Below are 22217 nucleotides of genomic sequence, written 5' to 3'. Positions count from 1 at the left end.
GTTACAAGATTCTTTCTCGCGTGTTGCCGGTTGTTGGATGTAACGGACGCGACACATCCGCTACGTAAGGTTGCAAAGGCCTGAACCCACACGGAGAAGGACTAAGACCATGGAGTCTCACCAGCAAGACGCAACCAACGAGGGGCTGTATCGCCCCAGCTACGAGCATGATGCGTGCGGCATTGGCGCCATCGCCCAGCTCAAAGGCGTGCGCAGCCACCAGACGCTTGACGATGCCCTGTCGGTGCTCGTGAACCTCGAGCACCGCGGTGGCAAGGGCCTCGAGCGCAACACCGGCGATGGCGCCGGCGTGCTGTTCCAGGTGCCCCACCGCTTCTTTCGCAAGGAGGCGCAGAAGGAGGGCCAGCTGCTGCCCGACGAGGGCGACTACGGCGTGGCCATGCTCTTCTTCCCCCACTCCGACGAGTGCGGCGAGACCGATGGCGTGGCAGACCCCGAGGCCGTCGCTGCCGCCATCCGCGTCTTCGAGGAGGGCTGCGCCGAGTGCGGCGTGCCCCTGATGTTCTGGCGTCGCGTGCCCGTTGACCCGCATGACCTGGGCGACACGGCCAAGGCCTGCATGCCCACCATCCTCCAGGCGTTCCTGCGCCGTCCCGAGGGCGTCGAGCGCGGCCTTGCCTTCGAGCGCAAGCTCTACGTGTGCCGCCGCACCATCGAGCGCGCCGCCGACGCCAACCCGGCGCTCGCAAACAAGATCTTCTACGTCTGCTCGATGAGCGCCCGCACCATCGTCTACAAGGGCATGCTCGTCGCCACGCAGATGCGCCGCTTCTTCACCGACCTCAACGACGCCGCCGTCGAGACGGCGCTGGCCCTTGTGCACTCGCGCTACTCGACCAACACGACGCCCAGCTGGGAGCGCGCGCACCCCAACCGCTACATCATCCACAACGGCGAGATCAACACCCTGCGCGGCAACGTCTCCTGGATTCGCGCCCGCGAACCAAACCTCTACAGCCCGGCGCTGCAGCACGACCTCGAGCGCGTGCTGCCCATCATCAACCGCGAGGGCTCTGACTCCGCCATCCTCGACAACGTGCTCGAGTTCCTCACGATGAACGGGCGGCCGCTCGACCGTGCCGTGACGCTCATGATCCCCGAGCCGTGGGATCACAACCCCAACCTCTCCGAGAAGCGCCGCGCCTACGACGCCTACCAGTCGATGCTCATGGAGCCCTGGGACGGCCCCGCCGCGATCGCCTTCACCGACGGCCGCATCCTGGGCGCGGCGCTTGACCGCAACGGCCTGCGCCCGGCGCGCTACTACGTCACCCGCGACGACCGCATCATCCTGTCGTCCGAGGTGGGAACCATCGACGTGGAGCCCGAGAACATCCTGCGTGCGGGCTGCCTGGGCCCGGGCGAGATGCTCGAGGTCGACCCCGCCCAGGGTCGCGTGATCTGGAACGACGAGATTCGCGACAAGTACGCCAACGAGAAGCCCTACCGCGACTGGCTGGGCGACGAGACCCTCGACATCCACGACCTTCGCGAGCCCGACGCCGCCGAGCTGCCGGCCGAGTCCGACGCGGGGCTGCCCCTCACCGAGCGCCTCGCCAAGCACGGCTACCACTACGACGACGTCGACGAGCTCGTGCGCCCCATGGCCACGGCCGCCAAGGTGCCGCTCGCCTCGATGGGCGTCGACGCGCCGCTCGCGGTGCTGTCGGGCAAGACGCGCAGCTTCTTTGACTATTTCCACCAGCTGTTTGCCCAGGTCACAAACCCGCCCATCGACGCCCTGCGCGAGAGCCTCGTGACGAGCTCGGTGCTTTACCTCGGCAACCACGGAAACCTCCTCGAGGACTGCCGCGACACCTGCCGCCTCGTGCGCCTGCAGGGGCCGCTGCTCACTCACGACGCCTTTCGCCGCATTTGCGCCATCGAGCGCGTGGGCTTCCGCGCCCAGGTCTTCCACGCCACCTACCGCCGCGACGCCGGCGAGGGTGCGCTTGAGGCCGCACTTGCCCGCCTCAACGACGAAATTGCCGAGGCCGTGCGTGGCGGTGCCAACATCGTCGTGATCTCTGACCGCGCCGCGGCCGGCGAGGTGCCCATCCCGAGCCTGCTCGCCCTGGGCAGCGTCCACAACCACCTCATCCGCACCGGCCTGCGCATGCTCGCCGATATCGTGATCGAGACCGGCGACGCCGTCTGCGCCCACGACTTCGCCTGCCTCGTGGGCTACTCCGCGAGCGGCATCTACCCCTACATGGCCCACGAGTGCATCCGTGACCTCGTGGCCAAGGGCCAGATTGGCCTCGATGCCGACGAGGCCGTGGCCAACTACGACCGCGCGGTGACGGGTGGCATCACCTCGATCATGTCCAAGATGGGCATCTCGACGATGCAGGGCTACCACTCCGCCCAGATCTTCGAGGTCATCGGACTGTCCGACGAGCTCGTCGACCACTACTTCACCTCGACCACCACGAGCGTGGGCGGCCTGGGTATCGACGGCGTCCAGCGCGAGTGCTCCGAGCGCTACGACGCGGCCCTGGCCCTTGCCAAGACCCCCTCGCCCGACCAGCTGCCGAGCCTGGGCCTCACGAAGTGGCGCCCGCTGGGAGGCGAGCAGCACCTCATCGAGCCGCAGGCCATCTACCTGCTGCAGCGCGCCTGCTCCGAAGGCAGCATGGATCTCTTCCGCCAGTACAGCGCCCTCATCCACCGCGCAGGCCGCGCCGTGACCCTGCGCGACCTCATGGACTTCGACGCGAGCGGGCGCACGCCCGTGCCGCTCGACGAGGTCGAGCCCGTGAGCGAGATCGTCAGGCGCTTCAACACCGGCGCCATGAGCTACGGCTCCATCTCGAAGGAGGCCCACGAGACCCTCGCCATCGCGATGAACCGCCTGCATGGCCGCTCCAACACCGGCGAGGGCGGCGAGGACCCCGCCCGCGAGGTGCCGCTGCCCAACGGCGACTCGCGCAAGAGCGCCATCAAGCAGGTGGCCTCGGGCCGCTTTGGCGTCACGAGCCGCTACCTTTCGAGCGCCATCGAGATCCAGATCAAGATGGCCCAGGGTGCCAAGCCCGGCGAGGGCGGACATCTGCCCGGCAAGAAGGTCTACCCCTGGATCGCCGAGGTGCGTCAGTCGACCCCGGGCGTGGGCCTCATCTCGCCGCCGCCCCACCACGACATCTACTCGATCGAGGACCTCGCCGAGCTCATCTTCGACCTCAAGAACGCCAACCCCGGCGCTCGCATCTCGGTGAAGCTCTGCGCGCTGGCCGGCGTGGGCACCATCGCCACGGGCGTCGCCAAGGGCGGTGCCGACAAGATCACGATCAGCGGCCACAACGGTGGCACGGGTGCGGCCCCTCGCGACTCAATCTGGCACGCGGGCATCCCGTTCGAGATCGGCCTTGCCGAGACCCAGCAGACCCTGCTGCGCAACGGCCTGCGCTCGCGCGTTGTGCTCGAGACCGACGGCAAGCTCATGGACGGCCGCGACGTCGCCATCGCCGCTCTTCTGGGCGCCGAGGAGTTTGGCTTTGCCACGATGCCCCTCGTCGCCATGGGCTGCCTCATGCAGCGCGACTGCCAGCGGGACACCTGCCCGGCCGGCATCGCCACGCAGAACTGCAAGCTGCGCGGGCGCTTCACCGGCTCTCCCGAGCAGGTCATCAACTTCATGGAGTTCACGGCCGCCGAGCTGCGCGAGATCATGGCGCGCCTGGGCTTCCGCACCGTCGACGAGATGGTGGGCCACCCCGAGTGCCTGCGCCAGGTTGCCGTCGAGGGCAGCTGGAAGGCCAACACCGTTGACCTGTCGCGCGTGCTGGCCAGTGCCACGAACGAGTTTGGCCGCAAGATCCCCGGCGCGGAAGGGCGCCACTTCCTGCCGAGCATGGCGCCTGACCTCGAGCTCGACCGCGCGCTCGACGCCACGCTGCTCGTGCCCTACACCGAGGCTGCCCGCAGGCACCTTGAGCCCATCCGCTTCCACGCCGACATCGACAACGTGAACCGCTGCGTGGGCACGATGCTCGGCCACGAGGTCACCGCGGCCCACCCCGAGGGGCTGCCCGACGGCTCAATCACGGTCGACTGCACGGGTGCTGGCGGCCAGAGCTTTGGCGCCTTCCTGCCGAAGGGCGTCACGCTCAACATCGAGGGCGACGCCAACGACTACTTTGGCAAGGGCCTCTCGGGCGGCATCGTCTCGGTGCGCCCGCCCGAGCGCGCCAACTATAAGTTCGACGAGAACATCATCGTGGGCAACGTCGCCTTCTACGGCGCCACGAGCGGCAAGGGCTTTGTGAACGGCCTCGCCGGCCAGCGCTTCGCCGTGCGCAACTCCGGCGCCACCGTGGTGGTCGAAGGCGTGGGCAACCACGGCTGCGAGTACATGACGGGCGGCATCGCCCTTGTGCTGGGCGAGGTTGGCCTCAACTTCGCCGCGGGCATGAGCGGCGGCGTGGCCTACGTGTTCGACGAGTTTGGCACCCTTGCCAGTCGCTGCAACACCGATATGGTCGACCTCAAGGCCCCGACGGCCGATGAGCTCGAGCTCATCCGCGGCCTGGTCGAGGAGCACGTGCGGCGCACCTCGAGCCCGCGCGGCATCAAGATGCTCTACCGCTTCGAGACGTACAAGAACAAGTTCGTGAAGGTGATCCCGCGCGACTACGAGCGCGTGCTCGACGCCGTCGCCGCGGCCGAGGCGCAGGGCAAGACCCACGAGGAGGCCCTGCAGGTGGCCTTCGACCAGATCACGGGGAGGAACTAGCATGGGCAAGCCAGGAGCGTTTCTCGAGCGGGGGCGCCAGGGTCACGGCACGCGCCCGGTTGAGGAGCGCACGAAGGACTTCGACGAGCTCTACGAGCCCCTCTCCCGCGAGCTGCAGCAGCTGCAGGCGAGCCGCTGCATGATGTGCGGCGTGGCCTTCTGCCAAAGCGGCGTGTCGTTTGGGCACGCCCGCCCCAGCGGCTGCCCCCTGCACAACCTCATCCCCGAGTGGAACGACCTCGTCTATCGAGGCCAGTGGGAGCAGGCCGCCGAGCGCCTGGCGCTCACGAGCTCCATGCCCGAGTTCACGAGCCGCGTGTGCCCGGCGCTGTGCGAGGCGGCCTGCAACCTGGGCCGCGCCGACGAGCCCGAGACGATCCACGACAACGAGCGCGCAATCAGCGACTGGCAGTGGGAGCACGGCGGCCCCGCCCGCTTTGAGCCTGCGGCCGAGGGTGCTGCGCGCGTGGCCGTGGTGGGCTCGGGCCCGGCCGGCCTCGTGAGTGCCTGGGAGCTCGCCCGTCGCGGCGCCCGCGTGACGGTCCTCGAGCGCGACGACCGCGCCGGCGGCCTTCTCATGTACGGCATCCCCAACATGAAGCTCGACAAGTCCGTGGTGGAGCGCCGTGTGGCGCTCATGGCCGAGCTTGGCATCGACTTTAGGCTGGGCGTCGACGCGAGCGACGTGGCCGTTGCCGCAAGCCTTGCCAAGGAGTTCGACGCCGTGGTGGTTGCCGCGGGCGCCCGTGCGCCGCGTGGCCTTGGCGCGGCTGGCTTTGACGAGGGACTCGCGGCCGGTGGCGTGGTCTACGCCGTCGACTACCTCACGAGCGCCACGAAGGCCGTGCTGTCTGGCGCGGAGCCCGCCATCGACGCCGCCGACAAGGACGTTATCGTGATTGGCGGTGGCGACACGGGCAACGACTGCCTGGGCACCGCGGTGCGCCAGGGTGCGCGCAGCGTGCGCCAGCTCGAGTTCATGCCGTGCGCGCCCGAGACGCGCATGGCCTCCAACCAGTGGCCCGAGTGGCCCAACGTCAAGAAGACCGACTACGGCCAGCAGGAGGCCATCGCCCTCATGGGTGGCGAGATGCGCGAGTGGGCCGTCGACACGCTCGAGGTGCTGCGCGGCGAGGATGGCTCCGTGAGCGGCATCGAGGTCGTCGACCTCGACTGGACCGGCGGCAAGCCCGAGCGCGTCGAGGCGTCGCGCCGCACGATGGACGCGCAGCTCGTGCTCATCGCCTGTGGCTTTACGGGCCCCGAGCGCTCGGTGTTCGAGGCCCTGGGCGGCCAGATTGCCGCCCAGGGCCGTCCGCTGCCGGTCATGGCCGGCACGGGCTCGCACCGTGTCGCCACGGCGGGCGAGGGCGCCGCGGTCTATGCGGCCGGTGACGCCCGCACGGGCTCGTCGCTTGTGGTCTCCGCCATGGCAGACGCCCTGGCGTGCGCCGGCGAGGTTGCCGAGGCGCTGGGGTTGTAGGGAGCCTGATGCCTGTGGTCGCTGCCAGTCCCGGCCGCGGGGCCGCGTGGCCGCGGGGCCGCGTGGCGTGCTGGCTGTGGGGGCGGCACTCGCTTGCGAACGCTTCGTGTTTGACTTGTGGGGACCAGCCGCGTGCGTGCGGCTGGCCCCATTTTTGCTGCGGCTGGCTGGTACCATCGCGCTGACACGACGAGCGCCGGCGCGTCCGGCGAGAGGGGAGAGCGCGATGAGCGAGCAGGTTGTCCACGGTCAGGTTGAGGCCATGGCAGATGCGGAGCAGATCCTTCGCGTCGAGCGGGCGCGCGAGGTGCTCGTTGCCCAGCTCGTGGGCCTGGGCGCCACGATGTGCGCCGCGATGGATGCACATGAGGGCTTCGTGCCGTGCGAGCACGCCTTTGGCGTGGTCATCGAGGGCGCTGCTGCGGTATGTGCCTGCGAGGACGAGGCGCGTCTCGAGGAGCTTACCGCTGCCGTGCGCGCCCGCTCCGAGCACGTGGCCGAGCACCGCGGTGTGGCGATGGGCGCGTCCGCGCACGTTGACATGACGGACGTAGACGCTGTTTCGCTGCTGCTGTGCGTGCTTGGCGGAGCCCCTCGCATGGCGCGTGCGATGCGTGCGGGCGTCATGTCGCAGGAGGCCAATGCGGCGCTCGTGCGTGCGCTGGCGTGCCTGGGCGAGAGGGGCCGGGACCTGGCGCCGTGCGTCCGCGAGCTCTCCGGCGCCATCGCGGGGCTCGCGCTGTAAGGCATGGGTGTAGCCGCGGTCGTCGAGCTCCTCGCGTTGATGGTGCTGGCCGCGCCCGTGTGGCGAGAGATGCCCTGCGTCGGCAGCGTTATTCGCACCTGTCGAGCTTCTCGCACGGATCTTGCGCTTCTCGGCATATTCGAGTGGATGTGATTCTCGGCGTCGAGCTAATCGGTTCAAAAGGAGGGGCGGACAACCTTACTGGCTGTCCGCCCCTCTCGCATACATGAGTTGTGGGCTGGCCCTACTTGGCGTCGGCCCAGACGCGCTCGGCCACGCGCTTGACCAGAGCGACCTTGGCCCACTGCTCCTCCTCGGTGAGCTTGTTGCCGCACTCGCAGGAGGCAAAGCCGCACTGCGGGGAGAGGCAGAGGTGGTCGAGGGGCACGTACTTGGCCGCCTCGTTGATGCGCTGAACCAGCAGGTCCTCGTCCTCGAGGCCCGGTTGCTTGGAGGTCACGAGGCCCAGCACCACGTACTTGCCCTCGGCCACGTGGGCAAGGGGCTCAAAGCCGCCAGCGCGCGGCGTGTCGAACTCGAGGTAGAAGGCGTTGACGTTCTCGTCGGCGAACAGGTACGGCGCGATGGGGTCGTAGCCGCCCTCGAAGGCGTAGGTGGAGTGGTAGTTGCCGCGGCAGACGTGCGTGTTGATGACGAGGTCCTCGGGCTTGCCCTCGATAGCGAGGTTGTTGAGGCGAACGCCCAGCTCGGAGACCTTCTGGATGTCGACGGGGCTCATGCCGGTCTTGGCCACGAAGTCCGCGTCGCAATAGATGCCCCAGGTGCAGTCGTCGAACTGGATGTTGCGGCAGCCGGCGGCGTAGAGGTCGGCGATGACGGTGCGGTAGGCGGCGGCGATGTCGGCGACGAGCTGCTCGTCATCGGCGTAGACGGCGCGCAGACTCTCCTGCTGGCCGTCGCAGCGGTCGAGCGTGACCTCGGAGAAGGTCTGGATGGGCGCCGGGATGGTCTGGCGGGCAACCTGGCCGTCCTCCTCGAGGGCCTTCACGAACTTGAAGTGCTCGACGAACGGGTGGTTCTCGCCAGAGATCTTGCCCGTGACGACGGCGGTGTCGGCCGTGGTCTCCTCGTCGTGGAACATGTAGCCCGTGCGCGAGGTGCGGCGCTCGATGCCCTGCAGGCCCCACATGAAGTCGAGGTGCCAGTAGCTGCGGCGGAACTCGCCGTCGGTGATGACGTGCAAGCCGGCGGCCTTCTGCTTGGCGATGAGGTCGCGGATGGCCTCGTCCTCGACGACCTTGAGCTGGGCGTCATCGATCAGGTGCGCGGCGTGGTCGGCGCGGGCCTGCTTGAGGACGTCCGGGCGCAGGAAGCTGCCGACGACGTCGTAGCGGAAGGGCGAGTTCCAGTGATAGGACATGGGGTCTCCTTTGGTCGTGCGCCGCTGGGGCGCTTATCCGAGTGGTTTGCTGGTGATTAGTATTCCATGGCTTGCGGCTATCTGGTACTACGCGTCTTGTATGTCATTCCATAGACGTAGGCTATGGGATGTATGTGCGGGGCAAGCGCGGTGCCGGGCGTGCCGCTGGGCTGAGGCGCGCCATCGGTTTGGCACGTTTGAGGCCGCCGAGACGTGCATAACCGATGGGACGTTGAGGCGAGGTCGTGCCGCCATCGGTTTGGCACGTTTGAGGCCGCCGAGACGTGCATAACCGATGCGCGTTGCGGTCGCGCTCGAAAACATGCCGTTCGGCGGATTTGTCCCCTGGTCATTTTTTGGCAAGAAATGGCGGTTGACCTCGTGTGTTAGACCCCTGTTAGATGCCTGTTAGATTCCTTGAGTGCCTGGCTTGCTATCCTCGCCCTACAAAGAGGGGAGGGGTCATGGCGCCGAGAAGAACGGCCGAGATAGATCGTCTGCTTGATGAGGCCCAGGGCAAGGGCGCCTGCCTGTCCGTTCACGACCGGGCGCTGAGGGCGGCGCTCGAGCGTAGGGTGGGACATGGCCTTGTCTCTCCGCGCCCGAGCCTGTATGCCCGAAAGGCGTATTGGGAGGGCCTGCCGCGCAGGCAAAGGGAGCTCCACATTCTGAGGGGCCAGGCGGGTCGCCATCCCAACTGGACGTTTTGCTTTGCGAGCGCGGCCCTGCTGTACGGGTTGCCGATATCGTTCGGCCGCCTCAAGAAATGCCACGTGCTGGGCACCGGAACGGCCCACAGCTCGCTCGCGCGGCGCCACTACGTGAGACGCAGAGGAGTCGTGTTCGATGGCGTGCGCGTGACCTCGTTCGAGGACACCATCGTCGACTGCCTGCTTACGCTGGGCTTTGACGAGGGGCTGGTCATCGCGGACGCGGCGCTGGCTCGCCTCGGTGTAACACGCGAGGGCCTGGCCGAGCTCGTCTTGCGCTTGGGAAAGGGACGTTCCGGGTTGGATGACGCGCTCGCGTGCGTTGCCTGGGCCGACGCGCGCAGCGAGAGCGGTGGCGAGTCGATGGGTCGTGCGGTGATGATCCGCCATGGCTTCATGCTGCCTGAGCTGCAGGTTGTTGTGGGCAATGCGAATTGCGAGGGCGAGTCGTGGCGCTGCGACTACCTGTGGCACCTCGCGGATGGCACGACGGTGGCGGGCGAGCTCGACGGGCACGAGAAGTACGTGAACCCCGAGATGACGAAGGGGCGCGACGCCGTGGCGGTGATGAGCAACGAGCGCATGAGGGAGTCGCAACTCACGCTCTACGTCGACAGGATCATGCGCTTCTCGTATGCCGATATAGTGAACGAGGAGCGGCTGGTGGCCAAGCTCGAGAAGTTCGGCATCCCCCGCGTGTCCCAGGGCGGTTGAACGTGGCCGCGCCGCCATCGGTCCGGCACGTTTGGGACCGCGCTGCCATCGGTTTGGCACGTTTGGGGCGGCCGAGGCGTGCGCAACCGATGGCGCGTTGGGGGCGGGGCTGCAGAGCCATCGGTCCGGCACGTTTGAAGCGGCCGAGACGTGCGCAACCAATGGCGCGTTGGGGCGGCCGAGCCCCCGGCACCCCACTCCACACAAAAGGGGCCGAGACGCGCGTGGCGTCCCGGCCCCAAGCGGGTGCTATGTGGCTCGCCCTACGCCTCGTCGGCGTCGTCCCACACGGAGCGGGCGATGTCGCGCACGAGCGCGAGCTTCTCCCACTGCACGGACGGTTCGATCGAGTTGCCCTCCTCGGTGGAGGAGAAGCCGCACTGCGGCGAGAGGCACAGACGCTCGAGCGGCACGATTTTGGCGGCCTCGGCGATGCGCTCGCGGATGCGTTCGGGGTCCTCGAGCTCGGCTGTCTTGGTGGTCACGAGGCCCAGGATGACGCGCTGGTCGGTGTTGGCGGGCAGGTGGCGCAGCGGCTCGAAGCTACCGGAGCGCTCGTCGTCGTACTCGAGGAAGAATCCGTCGAAGCCGCGGATGTTGAGCAGGCGGCGGGCGATGGTCTCGTAGGTGCCCTCGTAGAGCCAGTGGCTCATGAAGTTGCCCTTGCACATGTGGGTCGTGATGACCATGTCGTCAGGCCTGCCCTCGAGTGCCTCGTCGGTGATGTCTCCAAAGATGTCGATGAGCTCGTCGGGGTCGTAGCCGCAGGCCTCGATCTTGGCACGGAAGCGCGGCGAGAACAGGGCGCCCCAGCTCGTGTCATCGAGCTGCAGGTAGCGGCAGCCCGCGTCGTGGAAGGCCTTGATGGCGTCCTGGTAGGTCTTGGCCAGGTCGTGGCGCAGCTCGTCGAGGTTGGCGTAGACGGGGTTGGCGGCGTACTGTGCCGAGAGAACCACCGAGTCGAGCGTAATCATGTTGGGGCCCGAGATGGTCTGCTTCACGGGCGTGTCACCGGCGAGCTTCTGCGTGCGGCGGAAGCCCTCGATGAAGGGGTGGTTGGGGTCAAAGGAGAGCGGGGAGTCGACGTAGGTGCCCTGCATGACCTTCTCGATGCCAAATCCGGCGGTCTTGAAGTCGTAGACCTTGATGCCGTTGAAGCCGGCGAGCCAGTCGAGGTGCCACCAACGGCGGCGGAACTCGCCGTCGGTCACGGCGTGCAGGCCCACCTGCTTCTGGGCCTCGATGATCTTGGCGACCTCGACGTCCTCGACTTCGCGGAGTTGCTCGAACGTGATGTCGCCGGCCTTCCAGGAGGCGCGGGCGTCGTGGATGGCCTGCGGGCGCAGGAAGCTGCCCACGATGTCGTAGCGGAAGGGTGCCTTGAGCTTGTCTGCCATGGTGAGTCCTCTCTGGGACGGTTGGGCTGGGGATGTGCAGCCAGTATCGCATGCGCGTCAGCGATTGAGCGCGTCTCTTTCCCAATGGCGGTGCATAGCGTAAGGCTATGGGAGGGGATGACAGGTTGTCTGCTTCCTCGCGCCCTGTCACGAAAAGGGCGGGCTCCCGGAGGAACCCGCCCGATGGCTGCCTATGGGGCAAGGACTAGCCCTCGCGGACGGCCGCGAAGCCGCGCTCGAGGTCGGCGATGATGTCGTCGATGTGCTCGGTGCCGATGGAGAGGCGAATCGTGGACTGCGTGATGCCCACGTTGGCGAGCTCGGCGTCGGTGAGCTGGGAGTGCGTGGTGCTGGCCGGGTGGATCACGAGGCTCTTGACGTCAGCGACGTTGGCGAGCAGCGAGAACAGCTGCAGGTTGTCGATGAACTTCCACGCGGCGTCCTTGCCGCCCTTGATCTCGAACGTGAAGATCGAGGCGCCGCCGTTGGGGAAGTACTTCTCGTACAGCTCGTGGTCGGGGTGATCGGGCAGGCTCGGGTGGTTGACCTTCTCGACGAGCGGGTTGTTGGCGAGGTACTCCACGACCTTCTTGGTGTTCTCGGCGTGGCGGTCAAGGCGCAGCGAGAGGGTCTCGGTGCCCTGGAGCAGCAAAAACGCGTTGAACGGGGAGAGGCAGGCGCCCTCGTCGCGCAGCAGGATGGCGCGGATGTAGGTCACGAACGCGGCCGGGCCACAGGCGTCGGCGAAGGAGATGCCGTGGTAGGAGGGGTTGGGCTCGGCGATCTGCGGGTACTTGCCGGAGGCCTTCCAGTCAAAGTTGCCGCCGTCGACGATGACGCCGCCCAGCGAGGTGCCGTGGCCGCCGATGAACTTGGTGGCGGAGTGGACGACGACGTTGGCGCCGTGCTCGAGCGGACGGAACAGGTAGGGGGTGCCGAACGTGTTGTCCACGACGACGGGCAGACCGTGCTTGTGGGCAATCTCCGAGATGGCGTCGATGTTGGGGATGTCGGCGTTGGGGTTGCCGAGGGTCTCGAGGTAGACGACCGTCGTGTTGTCCTTGATGGCACCCTCGACCTCGTCGAGGTTGTGGGCGTCAACGAAGGTGGTCTCGATGCCAAACTGCGAGAGCGTGTGCTCGAGCAGGTTGTAGGAGCCGCCGTAGATGGTCTTCTGGGCCACGACGTGGTCACCCTTGCGGGCGAGGGCCTGGATGGCGTAGGTGATGGCCGCGGCACCGGAGGCGACGGCCAGGCCGGCGACGCCACCCTCGAGGGCGGCGATGCGGTCCTCGAAGACGCCCTGGGTGGAGTTGGTCAGGCGGCCGTAGATGTTGCCGGCGTCGGCCAGGCCAAAGCGGTCGGCACCGTGCTGGGAGTTGCGGAAGACGTAGCTGGTGGTCTGGTAGATGGGCACCGCGCGGGAGCCGGTGGCGGGGTCGGCGCTCTCCTGGCCAACGTGGAGCTGGAGGGTCTCGAAGTGGAAGGTCTTCTCGACCTCGGGGGTGATGTCGGACATGGTGTTCCTCCTTGTGGGATGGTGATGCTTGGATGATTGGCCGGTCGCAGTTCAATCCCGGGTACAGAAAAGCGCCCGGCAGCTTTGGGCTCCCGGGCGCGAACGAAGACGCTGGTGCGCGCAGGCCTGCGAGCGTGTGCTCGTGGCGCTAGGCGCGGGCGTACCCCTGCAGTGCCCGGGAGCTCAGCATTCGCATGCACATCATCATGTTGGTCTTGTTGGTCATCGTTCGGGCACCTCCTCGTTTTCGTCGCCTGCTGATGAGTTTATACGGCGCTCGAATACATACGTCAATACCCTAGTGGAAAAGTAGGTATTAACGTTTTGTTACGCCGAGGTGAGGGGGCGCGTTTTGCGTGCGCCAAGGATTTGACGAGGATCGCGTGGGCATGGCGTGCGGCTGTTGCGTGGGCATGGCGTGCCGTGCCGTGCCGATGCTCTTCTCGGCAGCCGTTATGGCGGCAAGGCGATGGCGCGCCGCTCCTTCGACATCGCCGTCGCCGCTTACCGGCGTCGCGTCATTTGTTGCCGCCTCGGCATTACGTGCGCATCTTGCGCGGGACACCATGCATCGGTGAAGGGTTTGATGACGAACCAAGGGAGGATCCATGCGCTGCATCGAGTTTGGGCAGGCAAAGACCAAGGTCTCCGAGGTCATGGTGGGTCTCATGCGCATCGACCAGATGAGCGTGGCCAAGGTCACAGAGCTGGTCGAGACGGCGCTCGACGAGGGCATCAACGCGCTCGACATCGCCGACGTCTACGGCCACGGCGCCTGCGAGAGCCTGCTGGGCGAGGTCTTTGCCGCGAACCCCGGCCTGCGCGACCGCGTGTTCCTGCAGTCCAAGGTGGGCATCCGCAAGGAGGACGATGGCTTTACCTGGTACGACTTCTCCAAGGAGCACATCATCGAGGCCGTCGACGCAAGCCTCTCTCGCCTGGGCGTCGACCACGTCGACTCAATGCTGCTGCAAACGTGCCATATCGATGGGGAGATGCCGCCAGTTGAACGTGCCATCGTTTGCGTACGTTCGCACGGCATGAAACGTGCAAAAGCAATGGCGATGCGCTCCGGCTCCAACGCGCCATCGGTTGCGCACGTCTCCGCGGCTCCAGACGTGCCATATCAATGGAAGGTTGCTACCAGCTGAACGAGCCATTGGTTACGCACGTCCAGACTGCCTCAAACGTGCATTACCGATGGCGACGTGCGAGAAGTGCCGTGGTGGCGGCATGCGAGAAGTGACATGGCGCCGTGCGAGCGCCGCCACGCCGGCGCACCGCCTGCGCGTCTCGGCCGGATGCGCTAGCTCAGCACCTCGTAGCCGTCCTGGGCGATGAGGGCGCGCAGCTCGTCGAGGTAGCGCCTGGCCATGGGCGAGAGACGGGCGCGGTCGTTGGTGAGGTATCCCAGCTGCATGGTCTCGTCGGTGACGAGCGGCACCGAGACGATGTCGCTGCCGTTGAGGTTGCTGTTGAGCATGCCCGAGCAGATCGTGTAGCCGTCGACGCCGCGTAGCAGGTTGAACAGGGTGGCGCGATCGGTCACGACGATGCTCTTGCGGTGGCTCTCGAAGGGCAGCAGCTCCTCCGAGAAGTACAGCGAGTTGTGGGTGCCCTGCTCGTAGCACAGGTAGGGGTAGGCGTCGAGCTCGTCGAGCGTCACACGCTCAGCGTGCGCCAGCGGGTGGTGCTGCGAGAGGAACACGTGCGGCTGCGCGTCGAACAGCGAGGTGTAGGTGAGGTGGTTCTCGCGCATGAGCTTGCGCAGGACCTTCTCGTTAAACGAGCTCAGGTACAGCACGCCCAGCTCGCTGCGGTAGCCCGCGACGTCCTCGATGATCTCGTAGGTGCGGCTCTCGCGCAGGGTCATCTCGTACTCGTCGGCCTCGACGCTCTCGAGTAGGCTCACGAACGCGTTGACCACGAAGGCGTAGTGCTGCGACGAGATGGCAAACAGGCGCTTGGAGGGGCGCGCGTGCGCGTAGCGCTGCTCGACGAGCTCCGTCTGCTCGAGGATCTGGCGCGCGTAGGAGAGGAACTCCGAGCCGTCGGGCGTGAGCGAGATGCCGCGTGCCGAGCGGTTGAAGATGACGATGCCGAGCTCGCCTTCGAGCTCGCGCACGGCGGTCGAGAGGCTGGGCTGGGAGATGTAGAGCTGGCGCGCGGCCTCGGTGATCGAGCCGCACTCGGCGATTTTTGCGACGTAGCGCAGCTGCGTGAGAGTCATGGGCGCTCCTCGTGTGTGACTGGAGCGATTCTAGCGCGTGCGCCGGCCGTTTGCGCCCACGTCGCGACTCCTAAACGCCGCGCGCGGGGGTACCCTAGTGACGACGAGAGGGGTCTGCGGCACCCGCCGCACTCGCTGTTGGCGCAAGGGGAGCGCCACCACTCACGTTTGGAGGAATCGCATGGCAGAGCATTACAACTTCTTTGCGCCCACGAGGGTCCTGTTTGGCCCGGGCAAGCTTGCCGAGCTGGGAGACCAGCAGCTTCCCGGCAAGAAGGCGCTCGTGGTCACGACCGGCGGCAAGTCGGTCAAGGCCAACGGCTACCTTGACAGGCTCTACGGCCAGCTCGACCGCGCGGGCGCCGCCCACGTGCTGTTCGACCGCATCGAGCCCAACCCGCTGAGGCAGACCGTCAACGCCGGCGGCTGGCTCGCGCGAGAGCAGGGCTGCGACTTCGTGGTTGCCCTGGGCGGCGGCTCGGTCATGGACGGCTCGAAGGGCATCTGCGTGGTCGCCGCGAACCCCGGCCGCGACGAGGCCGGCAACGAGGTCGCGGGCGACATCTGGGACTACGTCATGGGCGGCACGGCCAAGGGCCTGCCCATCCCCAACGACCCGCTGCCGCTCGTGTGCGTGACGACCACGGCCGGCACGGGCTCCGAGGCAGACGCCGGCGGCGTCATCTCCTGCGAGGAGAATGACGAGAAGCTGCGCCTGGGCAGCCCCAAGCTGTTCCCGCGCCTCTCGGTGGTCGACCCCGAGCTCATGCTCACGGTCCCCGCCCGCCTCACGGCCTTCCAGGGCTTTGACGCGCTGTTCCACAACGTCGAGTGCTTCATCGCCAACAACCACACCCTTATGGGCGACATGATCTGCCGCGAGGGCATTCGCAACGCCGCCGCCTCGCTCGCCGCCTGCGTGAGCGACGGCACCAACCTCGAGGCGCGCACGCAGCTCGCCTTTGCCAACACGCTGGGCGGCTACGCCATGGTGTGCTCGGGCTGCTGCGGCTGCCATGGCACCGAGCATGGCATGAGCGCGCACCACCACGACCTGCCGCACGGCGCGGGCCTCATCATGATCGCGTGCGCCTACCACCAGCACATGATCGACGCCCACGCCTGCGACGATCGCTACGTCGAGATGGCCCGCCTCATGGGCGCGAGCGAGGGCGAGGTCGCCGAGCAGGGCCCGTCCGCCTTCGTGACCGAGCTGGCGCGCCTCAAGCGCGAGTGCGGCGTGGACGGCCTTGCCATGAGCGAGTGGGGCATCACCCGAGACGAGCTGCCCGCCATTGCCGAGAACGCCATCACGACCAACGGCGCGCTCTTTGGCCACGACCCGGTCGAGCTCTCGGTCGACGACGTTACCGCGATTCTCGAGGCAAGCTGGAAGTAGGCATTCGCCGCGTGCGGGGGCGGGCTGGCGCAGGTGCCAACCCGCCCCCTTTGTGAGAAGGGAAGCTCGTCGAGACCTTCACGCAGGCCACCTACGCGGCGACGCCGGGCCTCGACGAGCTGTAGGTGGGCGGCGAGTGGGGCGAGTCGGCGCTCGGCCCCCCGCCGCGCGCGTCGACCCACACCCTGCTGCGCTACTCCTGGACCTTGAGGGCGAGCGACATCGGCATGCGGCGGATCGAGCGCAGGTGGAGAAGCGCCGCGACGACGTAGGTGGCAAAGCCCGTGAGCACGCACTGGGCCATGGCGCCCGCGGGGACGAAGATCTCGATGTTGCCGTTGTAGGCGTAGAGCATCGAGCGGAAGATCGCCGTGAGCGCACCGATGAGCAGCGGCTGCGTGAGCAAAAGCGACGCTACGACGCACCACGTGATCGAGCGCACGTAGAGGTGGCTCACCTCGCGGCCGCGGTAGCCAAAGACCTTCATGTACGAGATGCTGCGCGCGCTGCGGTCGATGACGGCCTTCGTGAGCAGGTAGATGAAGATGAGGAAGATGAACACGGCGATGCCCATCAGCAAGTACATCATGTCGCCCATCGAGTCGGTCATCTGCTCGCCGATCTTGTCCATGTCCGCGGGCGTGAGCTCGCTCGCGAGCCAGCGCGCGTCGATGTCGAGCGGTTCGTCGCTCGCTATTGCGTTGAAGTAGCCGCTCGCGTTTCCCAGCAGCGTGTTGAAGGTGTCGAGTCCAAGGTAGACGTTGAGGTCGGACTTGGTGCCCCAGGTGTCGTCGATCTTGAGGCGATAGGTCGTGTCCGTGTACTTGTCCCAGAGGGTAATCGTGTCGCCCGCGCCCAGGCCGTACTTGTCTGCGATGCCCGCGCCCACGACGACGCGCCCGCCCGCGACGTCGAGCCCCTTCCAGTAGCGGGAGTCCTCACGGATTCCATAGACGCTCAGGCCCTCGTAGCCCGCGTCTTGTCCGCGGTCATATTGCAGCTGGTAGATGCCGTAGCTCTCGGCCTGCTCGATGGCCTCGCTCGAATTGACGGCGAGGTTCACCGCGTGGTCGTCCTCGTCGATGCGCGCGAGGCTGCGCACGAAGTCGGCGCGCTCGTCGCCCGTGAGGCCCAGCTCGTCGATGTCCGAGACCGAGGCCAGGCGGTCGTACGCCTCCCAGCTTGCCCGCGCCTCGTCCGTGCCCGTGAGGTCGACGGGACGCTTCAGGGTGTACTGGTGGGCGGCCACCATGCCGCTTCTCAGGTTCTCCGAGTAGTGGTTCATCGTGGGCATGATCGCGAGGCCAAAGAGCAGCAACATGCTCGCGAAGGCGATGCCAACGAACAGCGTGGCGAAGTTGCCGAGGTTTCGCAGGAACACGCGCAGGCGGAAGCGCGCGACGAACCCCAGCCGGGCGGGCAGGCGCACGCCACGCCTCGTGCCGCCCCGCCCCAGCTCGTGGCGCAGGAACTGCAGCGGGGTCCTTCCCATCTTGCGCAGCAGGCCCACGAGCGTCACGCCCACGAGCAGGGCGAACGGCACGGCGGTGCACATGGCAAAGACGCGCCAGCTCCAGGTCATGTGGTAGGGCGGCAGGCTGTAGGAGTTGTAGTAGAGCCCCTTCATGGGCTGCTCGAGCAGCGTGAGCCCCAGCCCCGTGCCGCAGGCGCAGGCGAGCGCGCCCACGAGGGCGGGCGTCGCCAGGTAGTGGGCCACGATCTCGCGCGTGCGCCAACCGCTCGCGAGCAGGGTGCCAATGATGGCGCTCTCCTCCTCGATCTGCGCGCCGCTGAGCACCACGAAGACGAAGCCCATGATCACGATGATGATCGCCATCATCATCTCCCACATCGAGGAGTCGCCCTCGACGTCGTCGGCGGCATATCCTATGCCCTGGTTGGCGTCGGCGTCGATGAAGTCTGAGACACGCGCGTCGTGGTCGGCGAGCGCCTCCATAACGTCGGCCTCGGCGTCCGTGCGGCGCGCGGCAGACATCGTGCGGTCGCCAAACACGATGGCATAGGTGTACGAGACGGGCGCCACCTCCTCGAGCGCGGAGAGACCCTCGTCGCTCACCTCGGCCACGCCAAACGACAGGGCGTTGATCGTGAAGTCGCTGTTGTTCTCGAAGAGGGCCTGCTGGTCGGGCAGGGTCATGATGCCCACCACGGAAAGCTCGCGGCCAGCGAGCTTAACCGTGCCGCCCACGTGGATGCCGTTGTGGCTCGCGAAGACGCGGTCGACGGCGACCTCGCTGGCGGTCTGGGGCGCGCGACCTTGCGCATAGGCCGCGACGTCGACTTGCGTGCGGTGGGCGTAGGCGCGCACGGTTGCCTCGCGCGCGGCGGCGCTGCCGTCTACTTGCTCCAGCGCGGCGTCGACGCTCGTGATGGGCACGACCTCGGCGCCGCCATAGCCTTGCGCCGCGTCGCGGGCGGCGTCGAGCTGCTCGTCGGTTGCCTCGTAGTCGAGCGTGAAGCGGGCGTCCTCGATGACGTAGTCGTCGCGCATCGTCGACATGATGACGTTGATGGAGCTCGCCGCAAGCAGAAATCCGCTCACGAGGGCGATGGACCCCGCCATGAGCAGAAAGATTCCCAGGTACTTGCCCATGTTGTTGCGAAGCTCGCGCGGGAGCCTCTTGGTCAGCGGGTTTCTCATGGCTACCACTCGAGCTCCAGCGCGTGGGCGGGCGCGGGGTTGACCTCGTCGGAGACGATGAGGCCGTCGCGCAGGCGCAGCACGCGGCTGGCCATGCGCGCGATGGCCGCGTTGTGCGTCACCATGACGATCGTGCAGCCCCAGTCACGGTTGACGCGCTCCATGAGGTCGAGGATCTCCTTGGAGGTGTGGTAGTCGAGCGCGCCCGTGGGCTCGTCGCACAGAAGCAGGCCCGGGTTCTTCACGAGCGCGCGGCCAATCGCGCAGCGCTGCTGCTGGCCGCCCGAGACCTGTCGGGGGAACTTGTCGCGTTGCTCCCACAGGCCCAGCGAGGCGAGCAGGTCGTCCATGGGCAGGGGGTTGCTCGACAGATAGGCCGTGACCTCGATGTTCTCGCGAATCGTGAGGTCGGGCACGAGGTTGTAGAACTGGAACACGAAGCCCAGCTCGCGACGGCGGTACTCGCCCACCTGCTTGGGGGCGAGCTCCGTGAGCTCGCAGCCACCCACGCTGATGGTTCCGCCGTCCGCGCTCTCGAGCCCGCCGATGAGGTTGAGGAAGGTCGACTTGCCCGAGCCGGAGGGTCCCAGCATGACGCAGATCTCGCCGCGGCCCACCGTGGTGGTGAGGCCGTCGAGCACCTGCACGCGGGCATCGCCCTCGCCATAGTGCTTCTTGAGGTCGCGTACGACGAGGTAGGGCTCGCCGGCGGCTTCCCGGGTGGTGGGCGAGGGGGTCGCACCTGTGGCGCGGCGGCGGGTGAGAGGTGCCATTGCTGCTCCTAGTTGGCTTGCGTGGCTATAAGTTAGCCAAATCTAACGAATTAGTTAACGCAAGTATACTCCGCGGCTCAAAGGGGTAGGGGCGGGCTTTGACTCGGATTTAAGAATCTTGTTTACATAAGACAAAATGAGGGTAATATGCTGCAAGGTTTACATAAGTAATGGCAGCTGCGCACGCCGGGCGGGGAGTCCCAAGAGGGGGCGGCCCGGGCGGTTGCCGCCAAAGGGTGCGCTCGAAGCGCACGTGAGGGAGAGAAATGGGACTTACGCAAGCCGCCGAGCGTGCGGCGCTCAACAAGCTCGTCGACTACCTTGACGAGAACCCCGAGGAGCACGTCGACAAGATCATGGACCTCGTCAACAAGCTCGTGCCGGACAACGTCTTCCCCGCTCAGCGCCAGGCGTTCACCGACGCCATCAAGAGCCGTGGCAACTGGTACCAGCTCATCATGAAGGTCTTCCAGCTCAACCCCGAGATGCGTACCAAGCTGCTCAAGGCCCTGCTCATCGACGGCAACCTGCTTGCCTGGCCGCAGCAGGAGAAGGCGCGCGAGAAGTACCAGCGCAACATCCCCTGGGCCATCCTGCTCGACCCCACGAGCGCCTGCAACCTGCATTGCACCGGCTGCTGGGCCGCCGAGTACGGCCACCAGCAGAACCTCTCGCTCGATGACATCGACAGCATCGTGACGCAGGGCAAGGAGCTTGGTACCCACATCTACATCTACACGGGCGGCGAGCCGCTCGTGCGCAAGCACGACCTCATCGAGATCTGCGAGAAGCACCCCGACTGCGCCTTCCTGTGCTTCACCAACGCCACGCTCATCGACGAGGCCTTCTGCCAGGACATGATCCGCGTGGGCAACTTCGTGCCCGCCATCTCGGCCGAGGGCAACGAGCACACTACCGACGCCCGCCGCGGCGAGGGCACCTACGTCAAGATCGAGCGTGCCATGGACCTGCTGCGCTCGCACAAGCTGCCGTTTGGCATCTCCTGCTGCTGGACCAAGGCAAACGCCGACACGGTCGCTACGGAGGAGAACATCGACTGGATGATCGAGAAGGGCGCCCTGTTCTGCTGGTACTTCCACTTCATGCCGGTGGGCCGCGCCGCCACGGCCGACCTCATCCCCACGCCTGAGCAGCGCGAGAAGATGTACCGCTTCATCCGCGAGATGCGCGAGAAGAAGCCGCTCTTTACCCTCGACTTCCAGAACGATGGTGAGTACGTGGGCGGCTGCATCGCCGGCGGCCGTCGCTACCTGCACATCAACGCCGCGGGCGACGTCGAGCCGTGCGTCTTCATCCACTACTCCAACGTCAACATCCACGACGTGAGCCTGCTTGACGCCCTGGGCAGCCCCATCTTCATGAAGTACTACGAGGGCCAGCCCTTCAACGGCAACCACCTCAAGCCCTGCCCGATGCTCGAGAACCCCGACACGCTGCCCAAGATGGTGGCCGAGAGCGGCGCCCACTCCACCGACCTGGTGGAGCAGGAGACCCCCGAGCAGCTGCGCGAGAAGACCGTCGAGGCCGCCAAGGCCTGGTCGCCCATCGCCGACCGTCTCTGGGAGGACGAGTCGGACTCGATGTACGCCAAGCGCCACAGCGCCGACGGCTCGCAGGGCATGGCGGCCTCCGACATGGCCAAGTTCGCCGCCCAGGGCCACCGCGGCTACGTTGACGAGCCCACGGCCACGAAGTAGCGAGCGCGCCCAACCCGTTCGATTAAAGCGAGGGGCCGTCTTTCCTGGGGGAGACGGGCCCCTTCTCGTATGACGTGTGCCATTGGGGACGGGTCCGTTTGTCCATGACAGCGGGAACGTGCCTTCTGTCATATGACCTCAAACACGTCCCCGCTGTCATACGCTAGATGCGCACCTCGAACTGGGGGCTGTCGCCAAGATCGCGGCAGCCGCGCCGCTCGCACGAGGCAACCGAGAAGCCCAGGCCCAGGCGGCGCAGCATCTCGTACTTGCTGCGGGCGTCTGCGTACTGGTCGCGCAGACGCCCGCAGCACGTCGCAGACGGCCGCACCCGTGCCCTGCAGCTCGCAGGAGACGTTGCCGTCGTCCTCGTTTCTCACCCAGCCGGCCACGCCCGACTGGCGGGCGAGTGCTTGGGTAGTCCAGCGAAACCCCACGCCCTGCACCATGCCGGTAAAGACGAGGGCGAGGCGAACCTCCTCGGGAACGTCCCAGCGCTCGATGACCTCGTCGATGTCTATGGGCGTTTCCATGGGTGCTCCTTGCTGACTGAACGTTTTGCGAAGGCTGCCGATTTGGCCAAGGGCGCCTCGTCGGAGCCCCTCGCTCACGTCCTCGCCGCTGCGCGGCTGCGGGATGACTCGCTTAGGACTCCGACGAGGTGCCCAGCTATGCGTCGCTCAGTGTCATGGCCTCGTGCGGGTTTTAAGCGAGCATCCCGCAGCCGCAA

14 protein-coding genes and 1 pseudogene are annotated in these 22217 nt (G+C 66.8%); 7 read left to right on the top strand and 8 right to left on the bottom strand.

Translation table 11 applies throughout. The features are described from left to right. Nucleotides 1–109: 109 nt before the first annotated feature. The 3 genes from gltB to Q3866_RS03495 all read left to right on the top strand — a co-directional run bounded on the left by gltB (nt 110) and on the right by Q3866_RS03495 (nt 6984). The gene (gltB, locus tag Q3866_RS03505; protein ID WP_301829651.1) at nt 110–4756 is read left to right on the top strand and encodes a glutamate synthase large subunit; all 4647 of its coding nucleotides are present in this window, start codon (nt 110–112) and stop codon (nt 4754–4756) included. 1 nt (nt 4757) lies between these two features. Further along, on the top strand, nt 4758–6239 hold the full coding sequence (locus Q3866_RS03500; protein WP_301829649.1) for a glutamate synthase subunit beta: 1482 nt from the start codon (nt 4758–4760) through the stop codon (nt 6237–6239). Between the two features lie 226 nt (nt 6240–6465). Then, the gene (locus Q3866_RS03495) at nt 6466–6984 is read left to right on the top strand and encodes a hypothetical protein (protein ID WP_301829648.1); all 519 of its coding nucleotides are present in this window, start codon (nt 6466–6468) and stop codon (nt 6982–6984) included. 244 nt (nt 6985–7228) lie between these two features. Here Q3866_RS03495 and Q3866_RS03490 read toward each other — a convergent pair whose 3' ends face one another. Beyond that, nucleotides 7229–8365, bottom strand: coding sequence for a 5-methyltetrahydropteroyltriglutamate--homocysteine S-methyltransferase (locus Q3866_RS03490; protein WP_301829647.1), 1137 nt, complete (start codon nt 8363–8365; stop codon nt 7229–7231). Nucleotides 8366–8829: 464 nt separating this feature from the next. Between Q3866_RS03490 and Q3866_RS03485 the strand changes: the two genes are divergently transcribed. Then, the gene (locus Q3866_RS03485; protein WP_301829645.1) at nt 8830–9789 is read left to right on the top strand and encodes a hypothetical protein; all 960 of its coding nucleotides are present in this window, start codon (nt 8830–8832) and stop codon (nt 9787–9789) included. Nucleotides 9790–10052: 263 nt separating this feature from the next. On the opposite strand, the gene Q3866_RS03480 is transcribed toward Q3866_RS03485, so the two are convergent. Together Q3866_RS03480 and Q3866_RS03475 are read right to left on the bottom strand one after the other, a co-directional pair. Further along, nucleotides 10053–11186, bottom strand: a complete 1134-nt coding sequence (locus Q3866_RS03480; protein ID WP_301829643.1) for a 5-methyltetrahydropteroyltriglutamate--homocysteine S-methyltransferase — start codon at nt 11184–11186, stop codon at nt 10053–10055. Nucleotides 11187–11391: 205 nt separating this feature from the next. Then, nucleotides 11392–12705, bottom strand: a complete 1314-nt coding sequence (locus Q3866_RS03475; protein WP_301829641.1) for an O-acetylhomoserine aminocarboxypropyltransferase/cysteine synthase family protein — start codon at nt 12703–12705, stop codon at nt 11392–11394. Between the two features lie 608 nt (nt 12706–13313). Between Q3866_RS03475 and Q3866_RS03470 the strand changes: the two genes are divergently transcribed. Further along, entirely contained in the window at nt 13314–13856 is a 543-nt protein-coding gene (locus tag Q3866_RS03470) for an aldo/keto reductase (protein WP_301829639.1), read from the top strand. A gap of 155 nt (nt 13857–14011) precedes the next feature. Here the strand turns inward: Q3866_RS03470 and Q3866_RS03465 are convergent, their stop codons facing one another. Then, on the bottom strand, nt 14012–14935 hold the full coding sequence (locus Q3866_RS03465; RefSeq protein ID WP_301829636.1) for a LysR family transcriptional regulator: 924 nt from the start codon (nt 14933–14935) through the stop codon (nt 14012–14014). Between the two features lie 181 nt (nt 14936–15116). Here Q3866_RS03465 and Q3866_RS03460 point away from each other — a divergent pair, with 181 nt between their 5' ends. Further along, nucleotides 15117–16334 (top strand): iron-containing alcohol dehydrogenase, encoded by a 1218-nt coding sequence (locus tag Q3866_RS03460; protein ID WP_301829634.1) that lies wholly within the window; start codon nt 15117–15119, stop codon nt 16332–16334. Between the two features lie 193 nt (nt 16335–16527). On the opposite strand, the gene Q3866_RS03455 is transcribed toward Q3866_RS03460, so the two are convergent. Both Q3866_RS03455 and Q3866_RS03450 read right to left on the bottom strand, forming a co-directional pair. Further along, nucleotides 16528–18996, bottom strand: a complete 2469-nt coding sequence (locus tag Q3866_RS03455; RefSeq protein ID WP_301829632.1) for an FtsX-like permease family protein — start codon at nt 18994–18996, stop codon at nt 16528–16530. Nucleotides 18997–18998: 2 nt separating this feature from the next. Next, nucleotides 18999–19769 carry an ABC transporter ATP-binding protein gene (locus Q3866_RS03450; RefSeq protein WP_301829629.1) on the bottom strand — a complete coding sequence of 257 codons (771 nt, stop codon included), beginning with the start codon at nt 19767–19769 and terminating at the stop codon, nt 18999–19001. A 266-nt stretch (nt 19770–20035) separates the two neighbouring features. Between Q3866_RS03450 and Q3866_RS03445 the strand changes: the two genes are divergently transcribed. After that, entirely contained in the window at nt 20036–21487 is a 1452-nt protein-coding gene (locus tag Q3866_RS03445; protein ID WP_301829627.1) for a radical SAM protein, read from the top strand. Nucleotides 21488–21650: 163 nt separating this feature from the next. On the opposite strand, the gene Q3866_RS03440 is transcribed toward Q3866_RS03445, so the two are convergent. Continuing rightward, nucleotides 21651–21818 carry a hypothetical protein gene (locus tag Q3866_RS03440; RefSeq protein WP_301829711.1) on the bottom strand — a complete coding sequence of 56 codons (168 nt, stop codon included), beginning with the start codon at nt 21816–21818 and terminating at the stop codon, nt 21651–21653. A 34-nt stretch (nt 21819–21852) separates the two neighbouring features. Further along, nucleotides 21853–21936: pseudogene (locus Q3866_RS03435) on the bottom strand (acylphosphatase); the annotation flags it as partial. Nucleotides 21937–22217: the final 281 nt, after the last annotated feature.

This window comes from uncultured Parolsenella sp. (genome assembly GCF_958346945.1).
Classification (GTDB): domain Bacteria; phylum Actinomycetota; class Coriobacteriia; order Coriobacteriales; family Atopobiaceae; genus Parolsenella.
Note: the sequence above shows the minus strand (reverse complement) of the source record. Positions and strands in the feature narration are given on the sequence as shown.

Bases quoted from the DNA above. Each gene is read 5' to 3' on its own strand.
- gltB (WP_301829651.1), top strand. From the start codon at position 110: ATGGAGTCTCACCAGCAAGACGCAACCAACGAGGGGCTGTATCGCCCC.
- Q3866_RS03500 (WP_301829649.1), top strand. From the start codon at position 4,758: ATGGGCAAGCCAGGAGCGTTTCTCGAGCGGGGGCGCCAGGGTCACGGC.
- Q3866_RS03495 (WP_301829648.1), top strand. From the start codon at position 6,466: ATGAGCGAGCAGGTTGTCCACGGTCAGGTTGAGGCCATGGCAGATGCG.
- Q3866_RS03490 (WP_301829647.1), bottom strand. From the start codon at position 8,365: ATGTCCTATCACTGGAACTCGCCCTTCCGCTACGACGTCGTCGGCAGC.
- Q3866_RS03485 (WP_301829645.1), top strand. From the start codon at position 8,830: ATGGCGCCGAGAAGAACGGCCGAGATAGATCGTCTGCTTGATGAGGCC.
- Q3866_RS03480 (WP_301829643.1), bottom strand. From the start codon at position 11,186: ATGGCAGACAAGCTCAAGGCACCCTTCCGCTACGACATCGTGGGCAGC.
- Q3866_RS03475 (WP_301829641.1), bottom strand. From the start codon at position 12,705: ATGTCCGACATCACCCCCGAGGTCGAGAAGACCTTCCACTTCGAGACC.
- Q3866_RS03470 (WP_301829639.1), top strand. From the start codon at position 13,314: ATGCGCTGCATCGAGTTTGGGCAGGCAAAGACCAAGGTCTCCGAGGTC.
- Q3866_RS03465 (WP_301829636.1), bottom strand. From the start codon at position 14,935: ATGACTCTCACGCAGCTGCGCTACGTCGCAAAAATCGCCGAGTGCGGC.
- Q3866_RS03460 (WP_301829634.1), top strand. From the start codon at position 15,117: ATGGCAGAGCATTACAACTTCTTTGCGCCCACGAGGGTCCTGTTTGGC.
- Q3866_RS03455 (WP_301829632.1), bottom strand. From the start codon at position 18,996: ATGAGAAACCCGCTGACCAAGAGGCTCCCGCGCGAGCTTCGCAACAAC.
- Q3866_RS03450 (WP_301829629.1), bottom strand. From the start codon at position 19,769: ATGGCACCTCTCACCCGCCGCCGCGCCACAGGTGCGACCCCCTCGCCC.
- Q3866_RS03445 (WP_301829627.1), top strand. From the start codon at position 20,036: ATGGGACTTACGCAAGCCGCCGAGCGTGCGGCGCTCAACAAGCTCGTC.